Genomic DNA, 16,810 nt, shown 5'->3' on the forward strand with positions numbered 1-16,810 from the left:
CCAAACTAATGGTGCTGAGGTTTTTATCAATTACCCTTCAACATGGTGACGCTTTGCGGAAATTTGATAGAAGACCAACGCAACGATTGCAAAGAAGATTGGCCCAGCAAGTGTCCAGAAAGCTGTTTGATAATCTTTTTGTAATAGTGGTTGAACAAACGTAAAGACGATTCCGACAATTAAAATCAATTCAACGAAACATACTAATACATCTGTCCAGAAACGGTTCTTAAAGACGACGAATGGCCGGTCAAGGTCCTTCTTTGCCTTAAAGAATGGGAACGCCCCGATCAAGAAAATATATGGGAAACAAGTTGAAACGTTCGCCATATCAGTCAAAATCAAGTAGAACTGTTGAGCAGCATTGCCACCAAAGGCAACCAAGAAAACAATAATTGAAACAATAATTGCTTGAAGCCACATTGCATTTGCAGGCATCCCCGCCTTATTAAGTTTCGTAAGCTTCTTTGGCCATAAGTCTGGATTAGATCCAAGAATGAAGGCCTTGATTGGGGAGTAAAGCAGGATAAACAATGCACCCAAGAAACCAAGAGTCTGTGCAAAGGCAACGATCCGCGTCATAATAAGTCCAAAAGTAAGGGCAGCACCGTGCGACCATCCAAGTGCATCCCCCATGGTAACCCCTAATTGATTAAAGACAACATAGGTAACATTACCAAGGTTAACGCTGCTCTTAGTCAAAGTTTGTTGATAATTTACTGACCAACCAAGCATAAAAATCATTAAAACATAAGTACCAATCGTAAAGATACTTGCAATAATCAATCCACGAGGGAATGTCTTTTCAGGATTTTTCATACTATCAGTAACGGACCCTAATGATTCCATCCCACCGTAAGCAAAAATAGCATAAACAACAAATGAAATAATAGCAATTGGTGTCTGGAATTGTGGATTAGGCGATGTAATGAAAGTTGAAGCCCCATGAATTGGTTGCTTTAAGATTCCCTTATCGGCGACTAAAACAATAACGCTGACAATAACAAAGATAATATTAACAACAATTGTAAAAATACCACCAAGTGAACCAACTTTAGCAATGGCGGTCATTCCCCGTGAACTACACCAAGTTGTCCCAAGAATCAATAGAATTCCAAGGACCCCAATCAATTGAGTCGAGGTCAGACCAAATGCGTGCCATTGTTGGGTAGTATCCTTACCAAAAAGCAAGGCAGAAAAAGTAATCCAAATCCGTGATGCCGTTGATACCATCCATACAATCCAAGATGCTAACCATACGAAAGTACCAACAAAGGCGATTCGTTCACCAACTGACCCGGCAAGCCAGGAATAAATGCCCCCTTTAGCATCCTTAAATGTGGAACCGTACTCTGCCATCATCAAGCCACAAGGAAAGAAGAAACAAATCCCTGCTAATGCGTACCAAATAATACTACCGTAACCCATTTGTAAGTAGGCGTTTGAAACATTCCCAAAACCAAAAATGGCGGTAATGATCATCGTCACTAGTCCAAAGGTAGTAATCATCTTTTTATTACTACTCTGTTCGTCCAAAATAATGCCTCCAAAGCTTTAAAATTCTTAAATAAAAATAAGAAATTATTTAATAATTATTAGTATAGTCGTCTTTTAAAAAAATAAAAGTCTTTTACATAATTTCACATTACTTTTATACTACTTTTTGTATTTTTATGCTAATTTAGAAATCTTTATTCGTGTATTTGTATATTTAACTCCAAGTGATGTATACTATTTTCATCACTTAATAATCATTTTCACATTTAATCTTAATGATATTGATAGCGTTTTCTGACGTTGCTATAATTGAGTTAAGAAAATTTATGTGATTTTCACTCTAATATATAAGATCGTGAGGTGGAGTAAATGAGTGAGAAAAAAGGTATTAATACGACGGAACTAACCCTTTTAATTGTGGGGTCGACAATTGGTTCGGGAGTATTTGGCATTACCAGTGATTTAGCTACCGCGGCGGCTCCCGGACCAGCAATCATTGCCTGGATAATAGTAGGGATCGGGGTCTTGACTTTAGTTCTCTCCCTAACTAATCTTTCGCAAAAGCGGCCAGACCTTGATTCAGGGATTTTCAGCTATGCGGCAGCTGCTTTTGGTCCGCTGGGCGAATTTATTTCTGGTTGGGCATACTGGCTTTCGGCGTGGCTCGGCAATATTGCTTTTGCGACGATTATGATGAGCGCTCTTGGAACGTTTTTCCCCAGTCTATTTGCCAATGGTCAAAACTTATTCTCAATTATTGTTGCAATTATTTTAACCTGGGTTTTGACATTCTTGGTAAATCGAGGGATCGAATCAGCGGCCTTTATTAATTCAATTGGGACAATCTGCAAGATTATTCCATTAGTCGTCTTTGTTATCTGTGTGATTCTTGGTTTTAAGGCTAAGATTTTCACTGCTGATTTCTGGGGCAATGTAACGCAGAATCTTAGTTCAAAAATCGAAACCGGTTCAATCTATGACCAAGTAAAGGCCTCAATTATGGTAATGATGTGGCTATTTGTCGGCGTTGAAGGTGCTTCTGTCCTTTCCAGTCGTGCCAAAACGCGGACTGATGCTGAACGAGCTTCCATCTTCGGCCTGGTAAGCTTGCTTGTTATCTACATTGTGGTTTCTATTTTGCCATACGGGGTCATGACCCGAGCCCAGTTAGCAGCTGGTGGTCAACCGGCGCTTGGGGCTATCATGCAACACCTGGTTGGAACATGGGGTACCGCCCTGATCAGTATTGGATTGATCATCTCGGTTTTAGTTTCGTGGCTCTCGTGGACAATGCTCCCAGCTGAATCATTAATGCTAATGGCTGATGATGAAACCCTTCCAACATCATGGGGCGAAGTAAATGACAAAAAAGCGCCAACACGGGCATTAGTAATCACTGGGGTTCTTCAATCGATCTTCCTCTTCTCTTTGCTTTTCACTACCTATGCCTACAACTTCGCATATACGCTTTGTACGGCTGCGATTTTGATCTGTTACCTCCTTGTTGGCATTTACCAGATGATGTACAGTTGGCAGCACCAAGAATGGAGACAATTTGTCATTGGACTAATCGCCACCCTCTTTGAACTGATGGCGATGGTTCTCTCTGGCTGGAAAGAAATAACGGTCGTTTCAGTCGGTTTTATTCCTGGATTCTTCTTTTACGTCCAAGCATGCAAAGAATTCCATCACTCAATCACAGTAAAGGAAAAATGGGCAATGGGGATTATCGCTGTCTTTGCGGTTATTTCCTTAGTATTAGTAATCAACGGAACAATTTCAATTAATTAAAGGAGAAAAAGATCATGGTAGAAATAGCACATTTTGGTGTCGAAGCATGGCTAAATAAGTGGGAAAAGAGCGCGACTTATGATATTTCACAAAGTACAATCGCTTCTTTAAGCATGCACGATCTCTTAAATTTAGATGGTAACAATGGTGAAGAGTTTTATGAGATGCTTGATAAGCAGCAAATGAACTACGGATGGATTGAAGGATCACCCGAGTTTAAAGAAGAAGTTGCTAAACTGTATCACCATGTTGATCCAGAAAATGTCTTGCAAACGAATGGTGCCACTGGGGCAAATATTTTAGCCCTTTATGCCTTAATTAATCCCGGCGACCATGTAATTGCCGAATACCCTTCTTATCAGCAACTCTACGATATTCCTAAATCATTAGGTGCAGATGTTGATTACTGGCATATTCATGAAGAAGACAATTGGTACCCACGAATCGATGCCCTAAAAGCGATGGTTAAACCTAATACTAAAATGATTTGTTTAAACAACGCGAATAATCCAACGGGAACGGTTCTTGATAAAGAGTTTCTCGAACAAGTTGTTGAAATTGCTAAGTCAGTCGATGCTTATGTTCTTGTTGATGAAGTCTACCTGCCCCTCGATCATCCCGAAAAATTTGCGCAGATTATTGACCTTTATGATAAGGGAATCTCTACTAATTCTCTTTCAAAGACTTATTCAGTACCAGGGGTTCGGATCGGTTGGACTGCGACTAACGCTGAAGTTGCCGATGTCTTCCGTAAGTTCCGTGATTACACCATGATCTGTGGCGGAGTCTTTAACGACCAGCTAGCTACCTATGTTTTACGGCACCGTGATCAAGTTCTTGCTCGGAACCGGAAGTTAGTTCTTGGCAACCTCACCATTTATAAGGATTGGATTGATCATGAAGACCGAGCAAGTGTCATCATGCCACAAGCAGTCTCCACTTCTTTCCCAAAGCTTAATGTGCCAGTTGATATCCATACCTTCTGTGAAAACTTGCTTCATGATGAAGGAGTTCTCCTCGTGCCCGGCGATGCTTTTGATACTCCGGGTCACGTTCGCCTCGGCTACTGCGCACCAGAGGCAACCCTAAAAGAAGGCTTAAAGCGGCTTTCAAAGTATATGCATCAATATGATTAGCGTTATAAAAAAGAGGCTGAGAAAACTTTTTTTAACAGCCTCTTTTTTATACGAATGTTGTTACGATATCGTGGAAATTAACTTTTTTAATTTTCAAACTGCTTAGCAACCTTTTCTGCGATCTCACGGTAATGGTCTAAGTACTTAGCATAATTATCATCGTACATGTAATCAGCATCTGCTTCTGGATCTTGAGACGTCAAAATCTTCGGACCATCATTCGTAATAACTAAGGTATGCTCATATTGGCAACTCCAACCACCATCAGCAGTTTTGGCAAGCCAACCACTTGGATCACTGGTATCAGCTTCCCACGTACCGGTGTTAATCATTGGTTCAACAGTAATGGTCATCCCATTACGAAGACGGATTCCTTGACCATGTTCGCCGTAGTGAGGCACCATTGGATCTTCATGCATTGTTGGTTGAATACCGTGACCAACAAATTCACGGACATCCCCATAGCCATTCTCATCTTCTGTGTAGTGTTGAATAACTGCACCAATATCACCAATCCGGTTACCAGGAACACATTGGTCAATTCCCATAAACAGTGACTTCTTAGTAACGTCCATTAACTTTTGGATTTCAGGAGAAACTTCCCCTACCGCATAGCTCCAGCAAGAATCACTGAAAGCACCGTCAACACTGACAACCGTATCAACCTTTACTAAGTCGCCCTTCTTTAAGATTAACTTCTTACGAGGGAATCCGTGACAAATTTCATCATTAACACTAACACAGGTAGCGTACTTGTATCCTTCAAAACCAATTTGTTCAGCTTTAGCTCCAGCAGCCTTGAAGTACTTCCGAGCGAATTCTTCAATCTTCCAACTTGAGATGCCCGGCTTAATAATTTTACGAAGGCCAAGGTGCATTGCCGCTAAGGCTGCCCCGGCCTTTTCCATTGCATCGATTTCTCGAGGTGATTTTAAACTAATCATTTTCGCGATCTCCTTATTTACAATCTAACATAAATAGTATACCACTTGTCTGCCCTGATATCGCAAACCGTGCTATACTATATGAACGTTATAGATTTAATGGAGGTTATAAAATGGCAAAAGCACTTGTAGTATACGCAACCATTACAGGTAATAATGAAGACGTTGCGGATATCATTACTGACGCTCTTGAAGATTTAGGAGTAGAAGTCGATGAAGTTGAAATGACAATGGCTGATCCAGCTGACTTTGAAGAAGCCGATATTTGCGTAATCTGTCCTTACACTTACGATGAGGGAGCTCTTCCAGAAGAAGGAATTGACTTTTATGAAGACTTGCAAGAAGAACAACTAGCAGGCAAAGTTTACGGGGTTGCCGGCTCTGGTGATACTTTCTATGGGGATGACTTCTGTGTTGCCGTCGATAAATTTGGGAATGCTCTTGCCAAGACAGGGGCAACTAAGGGCGCTGAAAATGTTAAAATCAACCTCGCACCAGATGAAGAAGACATTCAAAAGCTCGATGCCTTCGCTAAGCAATTAGTAGAAAAGGCGGCTAAACTGAATGATTAAGAATCTGTGGGTAAAATATAAGTCAATCATCGCCTACCTTTTCTGGGGCGTTGTTACAACGGTGGTTAACTTAGCAGTGTTCCAGATTTTGAGTCCGGGACTTCACTGGAATGTTGCCCTTGCAACTGTAATTGCGTGGTTTGCATCCGTATTAGTTGCTTATTTTACCAATAAAGTCTGGGTATTTGGTTCCCATTACACTACCGTTAGTGACTTTATTGTTGAAATTTTCCGATTTTTCTTTTATCGTGGATTGACTTTATTTATCGATTTAATAATTACGTATGTAGGTATCAAAGTTTTGAAATTCGATACACCTCTCCAACAATTTATCGTTAAATTTATTGATAATGTCATTGTGGTAATTGCTAATTATATTTTCTCAAAGTGGTTAATCTTCAAAGATAATCGTGATATTGCAGATAAATAAATGATAGGATTCGGGCTGTAAACTTACAGTGCGAATTTTTTATTTATTTTGAGAATTTCAACTATAATAAATATAAAGAAGGGACTGACCTAAAATAATGAAAAAATTCCCACCAATTGAAAAAATATTAGAAGCTTATACAGCAATTGCAGACGGTCACGTTAAACTTGAAAACGATCAAGCACTCGTAACCTCCTCTAATGAAGCAAAAACTTATACCGTCACCTTTCACGACATACTTATACTTCAAATGACAATGCCTCATACTGGCAAGGCTATCTTGGCTATCCCGGAATTGCTGTACTGATGCTTCAAGGAAAGTTACCATATAATAAGGAATTAGCTCAACAATTTGCCGGGGTTGATTGGAATAAAATCAATCAAGAATATAAGCGTAATTATGCACAAGCTGCTGATGCTGTTATGACTGCTAAAGGAATTGATAAAAAGAAAGCAGAGACGGAACTTCATCATGTTTACAATGCCCTAAAGCAATTACCAATTATCGTTAAACGTGGAGCATTACGACCACCTAAAGCAAACTAAAGGTGAATAAGAGACTACTCTTTTACATAAAAGCTCTCTTATTCACCTTTTTTATTGTTGTGATAAGTATTTTTCAACAATTTTAAGAATCTTTTCGCTCGCGTGTCCATCCCCAAATGGTACTTCCGCTTGTTCCATCTGCCGATACTTCTTTTCATCATTTAACAATTCAAAAACTGCTTGCTGAATCGTTGTTGGATCAGTTCCAACAATTTTTACGCCCCCCAGACTGACTGCTTCTTGACGTTCTGTTTCATCCCGTAAAAGCAAGAGAGGGCGATGCAATGCTGGAGCTTCTTCCTGCAAACCGCCTGAATCAGTTAACAGAATCGAACTCCGGGCAGCAATATTTAAGAAATCATGATGATTTAATGGTGCAATAAGATGAATTCGGTCATGGTCTCCTAAAATATCATTAGCCAGTGATTCTTCTTCTGGATGAGGATAAACAGGAAATATCAGGTCAAGATTGTTGTTAGTTTCCACAATATCACGCATTGTATGGAAAACACGCTTCATGGGGGCACCAAGGTTATCTTTGCGCCGCATTGTCATTAATAAAATCCGATTGTCTGCTGGGATAGACTGGAGTAAAGGATACGTAAAATCTTCTTGCAAATTATGCTTCACGCTATCAATGGAAGTATTTCCAGTAACATAGATTCGTTTTGCCGGATGGTGCTCTTGCAACAAATTATCGCGGGCACTTGTCGTTGGCGCAAAATAAAGGTCTGCTAGATTATCTGTAAGGCGCCGATGCATTTCATCAGGGAATGGCGAATACCGTTCATAAGTACGCAAACCAGCTTCGACATGGCCGAGTGAAATATGATGATAAAAGCTAATCAAGCTGGCAGCCAAACTTGTAGTAGCATCACCAGCGACAAGGATCATATCTGGTTGTCCAGCATTAATCACATTATTTAAGTTATGCAACAGTTGGCTCAATAGTTCAACTTCATTTGTACTTGTTACGTTCGATGAATCAACACTGAAATCAATTTGGAAATTCAAATATGCCAACGTGTCGTTTAATAATTGTGAATTTCCCGTTGCAACAAGAACCGGTTGCCAGGTCGCAGGATTTTGATGCATCAATCTAATGATCGGCGCCAACTTCAAAACCTCAGCCCGCGTACCAAACAAAAACATAATCTTATATGGTGGCTGCATTAATGACTCTCCCTTCAGCTTTTAATAAAAAAAGACGTAATCACTAAACAAAGCAATCACGTCGACAGTGCATTATCAAATGGTCCCATCCGGATTTGAACCGGAATCGACCGCTTAGGAGGCGGATGTACTATCCAATTATACTATAGGACCAAACTAAAGAATATTATCGCATTTACGAAGGATTTCGTAAAGACGGTAATTATTCTTTTTTAGTTTTCGTTATTTTTACGACGATGCTTCAAACGAATTCCTTTATTTTTGCGATTCTTTTTCTTTCGCCGTTTCTTTGGCTTAGAGAATCCACTGAGAGTTTGATTCATCTTTTTATGGGTTTCCCCACTTAATTGTTCTTTTTGCAAGTGACGACTAGCCTGCTTTTTGATTGAAACCACCCGTTGACCCTCTTCTGGCTTCTGGTTGGTTAATTTATTATCACCAATGTAGAGCTTAGTTAGTTCATAATCACTATTAGCAAGCAGCTTCTTAAGGTCACGAATATCATGGTCATCACCTAAACTAAGTGCTAACCCCGGTTCTCCCTGTCGCCCAGTACGGCCAACCCGATGAATATAGGTATTGAGCGATGTTGGCAAGTCAAAGTTAATAACGGCAGGCAATTTAGGAATATCAATGCCCCGGGCTGCCAAATCCGTCGTCAACAACAACTTGATTTGCCGCTTCCGAAACATCCGCATTGCTTTTTCCCGTTGTACTTGTTTCTGCCTACCACCCAAGGTATCGACCGGAACATGTTCGTGTCGCAACCGACTTGCAGCATAATTAAGGGTACGGGTACTGTTGAAGAAGACAAGCGCCCGAAAATCTTTAATACTCGTCAACCGGCGTAAAGTTGCTGTTTTTTGCGCATTGGTTCGTGCACTTAAGTAACCATGTTCTACCGGTCCCTGAGAAGTATCCTCATCACGAACATCAATAGTTTCAATATCGCGACCAAACATCACGTTCAATTCGTCCAGAACAGGAGATTTGGTAGCAGAGAAGAATGCTAATTGAGTAGATAACGGGGTCGCACGCTCAATATCTTCCACGACGGCTAAAGTATCGTCTTGAAGCATGTCATCGGCTTCATCAATAACCATTGTCATTAGATGACCGAGCTTTAAGTGGTGGTTATCAAGCATATGGAGTACCCGTCCAGGAGTTCCCACCACAACATCCGGGTGTTGGTGCAAATTCATAACTTGTCGCCGTAAATTTGCCCCTCCTGTCAGTGATTGGACGCTAACACCAATTAAAGTTGCCCATTCACGGATTACTTTCGTTGTTTGAATTGCCAATTCCTGGGATGGTGCGAGAACCAATAATTGAGTTCCCTCGCCTGGCATAATCTTAGGCAAGAGTGGCAACGTAAAAGCTAGGGTCTTACCAGAGCCAGTCGGTGCTATTCCAAGGACAGATTGGTCAGTTTTTAATGCCGGCGCAACTGCTTTTTGGATTGCTGTGGGCTGCTTGTATTTTTCATCAAAGTGTTTTTGAAATTGTTCGATCAAATTAAATCATCCTATTCTTGATCGTTATCAGATGGGAAAACTAGTTGAGCAGATTGACGAAGGGAGTACATAACTGAGTTGACCGTCTTAGATAATTCTAACCAATGCTTGTACTTCTTCATTTCCTCTTCATCATCAGGATTGTTAAAGAGGTCTGCGAAATCATTCATTTCATCAGTCATTGAATTTTCTTCAACTGGTGCTTCGATTGGGTGCGCATTTTGGTCAGCATCATAGTAAGTAACCTTTCGCGTATCAAAAATACTATCAAAGACTAAGGTATCCTTCAAGCCGTAAACTTCAGAATAGAGATGAGAGTTGGCAGTCTTACCGAAGTTTAAAGTGACAGTAAATTTGTCATAGTTAAGGATTGCAACCCCCTTACCATCAACCCCAGTTTTAGTAAGAGTTGGGAAGTAAACTACAGATTCTGGTTCACCATAAATAGTAACGGCACCATAAACGGCATATACACCGAGGTCCATTAATGCTCCCCCTGCATACTTAAGGGTAAAGATATTTGGATATGGTTCACTGCCATTAAGAACTTTGTCAAAACGCGATGAGTATTTCATTACAGTGATGGTTGCGCCTTGAACGTAATGTTCCTTCATCTCATCAACTTTCTTCAAGGCAGCTTGATAAATCTTGGTATGGATATGACGGGCTGCTTCAACCAAACGAGCCTTAGGGTGGGCTGCTAATAATGATTCAATTGCACTGTATTCACTTGGATTTACGAAGGCTGGTTTTTCAACAATAATAAATTTATCATTTTCAATTGCTTTCCGTGCTTGTTGATAGTGCAAACTATTTGGTGAAGCAATATAAACAACATCAAAGTCGCCCTCTTCAAAGAACTTATCAATGTCATCATAAAATTCAGTTGCTCCATATGGCTTACCAAACTTCTCAGCGTGCTCTAATGTCCGAGAATAGACAGCAGTCAATTCATATTTTCCAGTTGTCTTGGCCGCATCTAGCATCTGATCAGTAATAATATTTGTTCCAATAACACCAAGTTTTAGCATAAAATCAACTCTTCCTTTTCAAATATTTCTTTGCTTACATTTAATTTTAACAATTATTGCGCGTTTTTAACAGAAATGAAATCTTCTGATAATAGAAATGTGTGTATAATTAGTTATGTTATAGAATGACTTATCACTTAATTGAGGAGACTGATAAAATATGAGAAAAAAAGGAATGTTACTTTTCGGCGCGGGACTAATGGCTGGACTCACCAGTACTTTAGGGTTCAGTCGTGCGAAGAAAAGCAATAATACGATCTCGTTACCTATCTTTTATGCGGGCACATGGCAATATTATGATAAAGAACGAGATCGCTCTCATAAAATAACCATCTCTCCTGAATTAAAGCTCGGCATCGATAACCAAATCATTCCGGCAACGGTTCAACAAATCAAACCTGATAAGTTAGTTTTCCTTGATCGGTTTGGTTATCACATTACTATCCGGGCAAATGAACAACGGCCAGTTTCATTAACCGATGAAGCTGATGACCAAGTTTATACTATTCAACCATTAAAATAATGTTGGCGCTGCAAGACAGCGTTTTTTCTTTTTAAATTATTTTTGAGTGCTGAGTGTACTGACGATGTGCCGGTGCCTTATAGTTTTGCATAAATGCCAAAATCTGGTCAAACTGGTCACTAAAACAGATACTATTTAGATAAGGATCTTCCACAAAGCCCGCCTTATTCATTTGCTTAAATAAATCGTTTAACGAATCATAAAAGCCATTAAAATTGTAAAAAGCAACTGGCTTATGATTATCCCCAACTGTTGTCCATGAAGCGGCCTCGGTAATTTCCTCTAATGTCCCAAAGCCGCCGGGAAAAGCTAACAATCCATCCGCAAGATCCATCATCGTTTGCTTGCGAATATCCATATTAGGGACAATTCTTACATCTTTTAATTCGTTATAAATGGCTCCACGATCAGCCAGCTCAGTAGTTATTACCCCGTGAACAACGCCGCCATTTTTTAAGACTGTCCGAGCAAGGGTTCCCATCAAGCCAAACGCACCAGCACCATAAACTAATTCAATATCGTGTTGGACCAGCCATTCACCAAATCGTTGTGCTTCATAATTAAATGCTGGATCATTTCCGTCACGCGCCCCACAATAAACTGCAATTCGTTTGATCATACAACTACTCCCCTTTAATATTTTTTAGAGAATCTAATTGATGCTTAATTGTTGCTGCCGCACTCTTAATCTCCTCTTCTTCCAATGGGTAAAGCTTTAAGAGGAGGAGGTTGCCAATTCCTTGCCGGCCAATTAACGCTGGAAAACTGATGTAGGTTGAATACTGCGGCTGATAAATTGCAACCGGCAACGCTAATTGTTCATCCGCAAAAATTGCCGTAATAATTCGGAGAGTCCAGGCAGTAACAGCACTAACATTATACCCTAATCCATCGAGAGTGTACCAATTACTAAGGTTCGCCTTAATTTTAAGCTGACTTTGATCTAAGTGATGACCATTGATTGCCGCAGTTAATGGTTGTCCATTCACGCGAACAGTTGACCAAGCAAATACCTGGTGACCATCGTGCTGACCATAAACAAAGCCAGTTACATTGGCAGCAGCGACCTTTGCGGCTTCTGCAATTGCCCGATAAAGGCGCGCAGTTTCAACAACCGTGCCAATCCCAATTACTTGCTTTTGCGGCAAGCCAACTTTTTGCTGGAGAACAGCAGTAATTGCCTCATTAGGATTAGTAAGGTTAATTAAGATCCCACTAAAATCACTCTTAAAAATCTTATTACCAACTTGTAAGGCCTGCTGATAGCTGGTCTCAAGCTCAGCCATTGGTTGTTGCTTCATCAAAGCACTCTTTCCAAAGGCGGTAATAAGGACATCCGCATCGGCTAAGGCAGCGTAATCTTGAATAATTATTTTTGTGTGGGTCGCTAAAACCGTTTGGGCATCATTTAAATCGGCCTGAATTGCAATAGCTAGTTGATCTTTTTCATCAATCAAAACTAATTCATCAACTTTTCCGTTCATTACTAATTGGTTGGCTAGCATTTCACCCACATGACCGAGGCCAATAATTCCAATCTTTCTCATTTTTAGCGCTTCTTTCTATTTCCCGGGAAATAACGAAAGTGAAAACAAGGTTATTACCCTACTTTAAAAAGATAGAGACTAGGAAATAATCTCCTCAGTCTCTTTTTTTACTTTTCCTGAAAATCCTGAACTTCTGGGAAATCACTAAGAATTACATCACGGGCACCCTTTGAGAAATCAAAAGTTGCTTGAGCATTATAACTTTCTTGATGATCTCCTACATATAATACTACTTGCGTTGGTTGCAAGTCTATTTGGACACCTAACTCAATGGCAGCTTTAACCAATTGTTGAACATCGTCTGAGTAAACATCGCTGATTGCTTGCAATGGATGTTGGAAATTAATATTTTTCGTGTAACGATCATTGGCAATTTTTAACCCAAATGATAATAAATCACCATTTTCAAGTTGATCTGCTAACTGACCGCTAAGAGTTAGTGAAGGATCATCCACTCGTCGTTGTACAAACTTCAAAGCAAGCTGGTATTCTCGCGGAGCATTAAACTCAACAATAAAGTTTTGCAACTCTGCGATTAACTGCATTGCTTCTTCATGCATCCACGGCAATTGTTCCTTTGGCTTTTGTAAGGCCACTTCATTATTCCGCTTTTTTGCTTCCGCTAATCGTTCCTCCAAGTTATCAGGTAATGGTGAAAGAATACTATTTAAAAGCATTAATTCAAGGAAGTTAATCGTATCATCACTAATTCCTGTTCGCGACAACGGGTCAAGGTCAAAATTACGAAATTCAAGATAATCAATTCCCTTATGTAAGGCCCCATCAATATCATGCATATCATGGTTATGCCGCCGTAATCGTACTGGGCCAAAGAATTCCTTCATACTATAGTAAGTGCCATTGTCCATGAAGTGCTTTAGTTCTGCAAAATGCTGGTCGTATGAAGTATAGGTAACTTGCTCATTGGTAAAGTTATCATCCCCATAATCACTACAACGCAAACTCCGAACTGGCAGCTCCAAATCCTCTGGAATACTATGTGGCATATCTTCAGAAACCGGACTTGCTCCATATAAGTACGTAAATAACCATTGATAAAGGTAGAATTTTTGCGCTAATTTAAAGTAAAGATGATTTTGAAAATCAATGCGGTTTGGATACCGGTCTGCATAAAAGCGGTGATAAATCTCGTTGATTAATTCACCATCCAAACTAAAATTAACATGGACATCCCCTAAAATTTCTTGAACAATACCATATTTCTTTCCTAGGTAATCATGAGTCTCTTGGTCCCATTTCTTAGTAAATGCAGTTTGTAAATATTCAAGGTCATGCTGATAAGTCGGTCCTGGCGCCATACTTAACGGCCATAATCGTTCATCACTCCGTAAATGTGAGATAACAATCTGCTCTAACATTTTTAGTTGCCGAACTGCATTTTTAGCTCCAACAACTGGACCCGTTTCAAAGTCCATCATGTCATCCGTATAGCCTGAGTTCAAATAAATATTATATTGCCGCGAACGCAGATTTTCAGGATATGGATAACGACTTGCCCGTCCATTGGTCAAAATTCGGTGCTTCTTTGCCTCTAAACCAAACTGTGAAGAAAACAGTTTGGCATTTAATGACGGTTCTTTTAAAGCTGCTTTAAGTTGATCATAATCGGTTCCCATCCAAGAATCCCTCCAATCAATCATTTTAATTTTATTCAAATTCAACCATAACACTTTTGAAACATAATAGACAATAATAACTTAATTATTTTACTGGATAATCACTTCAAAATAGATTAACGCTTTCTGTCCTTAATTATATCAATCTCCGCCACCAAGGAACACTAAATTGCTGATACGCTTTATTCTTAGCAAAGAAATGATTAATTCCGCTATTTTTACACTGATGTTCTTTTAATGAATTGACATAATCAGCATAAACCTTTATTCGTTGCGAATCTGGAACACCCCGCCATGCTATAACATCCTGTATATTTTTTACTAAGTCAGCATAATTACCGCCATCATCATAATCAATAGGTGCCTGCCAATATTTTTTAGCGACCCTTCGAAGCTGACTATCGGTCGGTTGAGTAATATCAAGACGTTGATGAGTGTGACGATATTTACCAGTTACATAATACTCTCCATAGGGAATTCCATAATTAAAAGATTCTGTATCAGCAATTTGCCGTAATTGATTGGTCGAATAATGCGTGGGATCTGAATCAACCCTTCCTTGGTTATCAAAGCGATAAATATTCCATTGACTAATAAACTTTCCTGTTTCGATATCAACAATAAATTCAATCATTCGGGCTGGATTAGCATACCGACGATACGAATTACGAACTAATTGAACCTTCATATTAGAGGGATAAGTAAATTTATGATGGTAACGATTATGATAATTAGCACCAGTCTTAAAGTCTAATTTAAAGTGATTATCGTGGGCATAGGAAAGCAATCGTTGAAAATCTGTCGCTTCTGATGAAAGAGAGGGACGCTGATATCGGCGAATAAAAGCGATGTTTTGCCGATCAAGATAACTGCGAAATAAATGAATTTTGCGTCCTAATAAATCTGCTTTTAGCCCTTTCTTCCCTGAATAAGCCGTCACAACTAAATCACGAAAATAAGGATAGAAAAAACTGGTAGGGGCTAACTGAGGTGAAATTTGATAGACAGTTGGGGAAAATTGAAGAAATCCATAGTTATCAATATAAGCTTTTAAATGGTGATTAATAATTAAATCAAGCTGTTCACGAGCGTTGAGACCGCTTTGTTTCAAGGTTCTTATATAGTTAACGGAACCAATTTGATTTACTTTTATCATATTATTTGTCATAAATATCGTTTAACGGTTCATGAACCATCGTAATATGCTCGCGCTCGGCTTCTATAAAATGGTCACCAACAGATGCAAAACCATATTTTTTGTAAAATTCCTCAACATAGGCTTGGGCATGAATAGTTATCTTAAAGTTGGGGAAATTCACTTTGATTCCACTTAATAAATGTTCAATAATCTTTCCACCTAAACCAATCCCGCGTGCTTGTGGAGCCACAACTACGCGGCCAAAAGTTACAACATCATTCTGAATAAAATAACGTGCATAAGCAACTACTTCACCATTAGTAGTCGCAAAAACATGGTGCGCAAGTGGGTCACTATCATCTGGATCAGGATAGGAACTCTGTTGTTCTCCATTAAAAACTTGTGCTCGTAACTTAAGAATGGCAAAAAGTTCATTAACTGTTAGTTCAGTAAATTGTTTATCAAACCATTGCATAATTTATCTCTCCTATAATTTTATATATTATACAAAAACTAGTAAGTTAGCATAATTTTCCCGCAAAACAATTTTATTATTAAATTTATGGAATATAATAAAGGTAATGATTTATTTGTGAAGGGAGCGTTCAATAATGGATAATTTTTCGCCTAATCGTCGAAACGTTGTTGATATTACCGACTTAAATAAGTTTTTAACAAAAATGTATGGCTTAATGACCCTAGCAGTATTACTTTCCGCCTTAACCGCTTGGCTCGTAATGACTGTTTTCGCTCAGCAATTTACTGCTTTTATGGTCAATAACCGCTGGGGAATGTGGTTAATTATCCTCTTGCCAATCATCCTGACGTTGGAGATTAATTTTAATGCTACTCGCAGCCCTGGCCTTTGTCTGTTCCTATTAATTTTAACAGCAATTGTCTATGGAATTACCTTTGCTTTTATTGCAGGTGCTTATGCTGGCACTGATATTGCAACAGCCTTCGTTTCCTCAGCGTGTGTATTCTTAACAATGGCGATTATTGGTACTTTTTCTCACCGTGATTTTACGCGAATTGGTTCTTATGCCAGTGCAGCCTTAATTGGCTTAATTATCGCCATGCTGGTTAACTTTTTTGTCCAAAGTCCAATGATTAATTATCTGCTTTCGATCGTTGCCGTAATCATTTTTACAGCGTTAACTGCTTGGGATGCACAACGAATGAAAAATATCTATATCGAATGCAATGGTCAAGTCTCATCCAATGGACTGGCTGTTCTTGGCGCTTTACAGCTTTACCTTGATTTTATTAATCTCTTTATTAGCTTCTTAGACATTTTTGGATCAAGCAATGACAGATAAAAACATTAAAGA

At 39.3% G+C, this 16,810-nt stretch carries 16 protein-coding genes, 1 tRNA gene and 1 pseudogene; 7 read left to right on the forward strand and 11 right to left on the reverse strand.

Features of this window, described 5'->3' with window-relative positions:
• Nucleotides 1-30: 30 nt before the first annotated feature.
• Nucleotides 31-1,536 carry a glutamate/gamma-aminobutyrate family transporter YjeM gene (gene yjeM, locus LMB56_RS09585; protein WP_113897388.1) on the reverse strand — a complete coding sequence of 502 codons (1,506 nt, stop codon included), beginning with the start codon at nt 1,534-1,536 and terminating at the stop codon, nt 31-33.
• Between the two features lie 330 nt (nt 1,537-1,866).
• On the opposite strand from yjeM, the gene LMB56_RS09590 reads away from it, so the two are divergent.
• On the forward strand, nt 1,867-3,288 hold the full coding sequence (locus tag LMB56_RS09590) for a basic amino acid/polyamine antiporter (protein WP_229284219.1): 1,422 nt from the start codon (nt 1,867-1,869) through the stop codon (nt 3,286-3,288).
• 14 nt (nt 3,289-3,302) lie between these two features.
• Nucleotides 3,303-4,424, forward strand: coding sequence for an aminotransferase (locus LMB56_RS09595; RefSeq protein ID WP_229279780.1), 1,122 nt, complete (start codon nt 3,303-3,305; stop codon nt 4,422-4,424).
• Between the two features lie 86 nt (nt 4,425-4,510).
• Here the strand turns inward: LMB56_RS09595 and map are convergent, their stop codons facing one another.
• Nucleotides 4,511-5,368: a type I methionyl aminopeptidase gene (gene map / locus LMB56_RS09600; RefSeq protein WP_003664420.1), complete on the reverse strand. Its 858-nt coding sequence runs from the start codon at nt 5,366-5,368 to the stop codon at nt 4,511-4,513.
• Nucleotides 5,369-5,481: 113 nt separating this feature from the next.
• Between map and LMB56_RS09605 the strand changes: the two genes are divergently transcribed.
• The 3 genes and pseudogenes from LMB56_RS09605 (at nt 5,482) to LMB56_RS10500 (ending at nt 6,916) form a co-directional block, all read left to right on the forward strand.
• The gene (locus LMB56_RS09605; RefSeq protein ID WP_229273201.1) at nt 5,482-5,940 is read left to right on the forward strand and encodes a flavodoxin; all 459 of its coding nucleotides are present in this window, start codon (nt 5,482-5,484) and stop codon (nt 5,938-5,940) included.
• Entirely contained in the window at nt 5,933-6,370 is a 438-nt protein-coding gene (locus LMB56_RS09610) for a GtrA family protein (RefSeq protein WP_229284218.1), read from the forward strand. The genes LMB56_RS09605 and LMB56_RS09610 overlap by 8 nt, the downstream gene beginning before the upstream one ends.
• A 97-nt stretch (nt 6,371-6,467) precedes the next feature.
• Nucleotides 6,468-6,916 (forward strand): annotated as a pseudogene (locus LMB56_RS10500) (hypothetical protein).
• A 51-nt stretch (nt 6,917-6,967) separates the two neighbouring features.
• Here the strand turns inward: LMB56_RS10500 and wecB are convergent.
• The 4 genes from wecB to LMB56_RS09640 form a co-directional block, all read right to left on the reverse strand.
• Entirely contained in the window at nt 6,968-8,089 is a 1,122-nt protein-coding gene (gene wecB / locus LMB56_RS09625) for a non-hydrolyzing UDP-N-acetylglucosamine 2-epimerase (RefSeq protein WP_229284215.1), read from the reverse strand.
• A gap of 80 nt (nt 8,090-8,169) precedes the next feature.
• Nucleotides 8,170-8,242 (reverse strand) — tRNA-Arg (locus LMB56_RS09630).
• A gap of 59 nt (nt 8,243-8,301) precedes the next feature.
• Complete coding sequence (locus tag LMB56_RS09635) at nt 8,302-9,603, reverse strand: DEAD/DEAH box helicase (protein WP_228341630.1); 1,302 nt, start codon at nt 9,601-9,603, stop codon at nt 8,302-8,304.
• A gap of 11 nt (nt 9,604-9,614) precedes the next feature.
• Nucleotides 9,615-10,634 (reverse strand): Gfo/Idh/MocA family protein, encoded by a 1,020-nt coding sequence (locus LMB56_RS09640; protein WP_003674786.1) that lies wholly within the window; start codon nt 10,632-10,634, stop codon nt 9,615-9,617.
• Nucleotides 10,635-10,794: 160 nt separating this feature from the next.
• Between LMB56_RS09640 and LMB56_RS09645 the strand changes: the two genes are divergently transcribed.
• Entirely contained in the window at nt 10,795-11,157 is a 363-nt protein-coding gene (locus LMB56_RS09645) for a DUF4828 domain-containing protein (protein ID WP_003670659.1), read from the forward strand.
• 31 nt (nt 11,158-11,188) lie between these two features.
• Here LMB56_RS09645 and LMB56_RS09650 read toward each other — a convergent pair whose 3' ends face one another.
• From LMB56_RS09650 to LMB56_RS09670, 5 genes are all read right to left on the reverse strand, one after another.
• On the reverse strand, nt 11,189-11,776 hold the full coding sequence (locus LMB56_RS09650) for an LOG family protein (RefSeq protein WP_229284214.1): 588 nt from the start codon (nt 11,774-11,776) through the stop codon (nt 11,189-11,191).
• A gap of 4 nt (nt 11,777-11,780) precedes the next feature.
• The gene (locus tag LMB56_RS09655; protein ID WP_020843255.1) at nt 11,781-12,704 is read right to left on the reverse strand and encodes a lactate/malate family dehydrogenase; all 924 of its coding nucleotides are present in this window, start codon (nt 12,702-12,704) and stop codon (nt 11,781-11,783) included.
• 107 nt (nt 12,705-12,811) lie between these two features.
• Nucleotides 12,812-14,341, reverse strand: a complete 1,530-nt coding sequence (locus LMB56_RS09660; RefSeq protein WP_011953528.1) for a glutamate--cysteine ligase — start codon at nt 14,339-14,341, stop codon at nt 12,812-12,814.
• A gap of 136 nt (nt 14,342-14,477) precedes the next feature.
• Nucleotides 14,478-15,509, reverse strand: a complete 1,032-nt coding sequence (locus LMB56_RS09665) for a DUF3114 domain-containing protein (protein ID WP_229289148.1) — start codon at nt 15,507-15,509, stop codon at nt 14,478-14,480.
• The gene (locus LMB56_RS09670; protein WP_229284212.1) at nt 15,499-15,954 is read right to left on the reverse strand and encodes a GNAT family N-acetyltransferase; all 456 of its coding nucleotides are present in this window, start codon (nt 15,952-15,954) and stop codon (nt 15,499-15,501) included. The genes LMB56_RS09665 and LMB56_RS09670 overlap by 11 nt, the downstream gene beginning before the upstream one ends.
• A 136-nt stretch (nt 15,955-16,090) precedes the next feature.
• Between LMB56_RS09670 and LMB56_RS09675 the strand changes: the two genes are divergently transcribed.
• Nucleotides 16,091-16,798 (forward strand): Bax inhibitor-1/YccA family protein, encoded by a 708-nt coding sequence (locus LMB56_RS09675; RefSeq protein WP_229284211.1) that lies wholly within the window; start codon nt 16,091-16,093, stop codon nt 16,796-16,798.
• The last annotated feature ends 12 nt before the right edge of the window (nt 16,799-16,810 follow it).

This window comes from Limosilactobacillus reuteri (assembly GCF_020785355.1).
Taxonomy (GTDB): domain Bacteria; phylum Bacillota; class Bacilli; order Lactobacillales; family Lactobacillaceae; genus Limosilactobacillus; species Limosilactobacillus reuteri_I.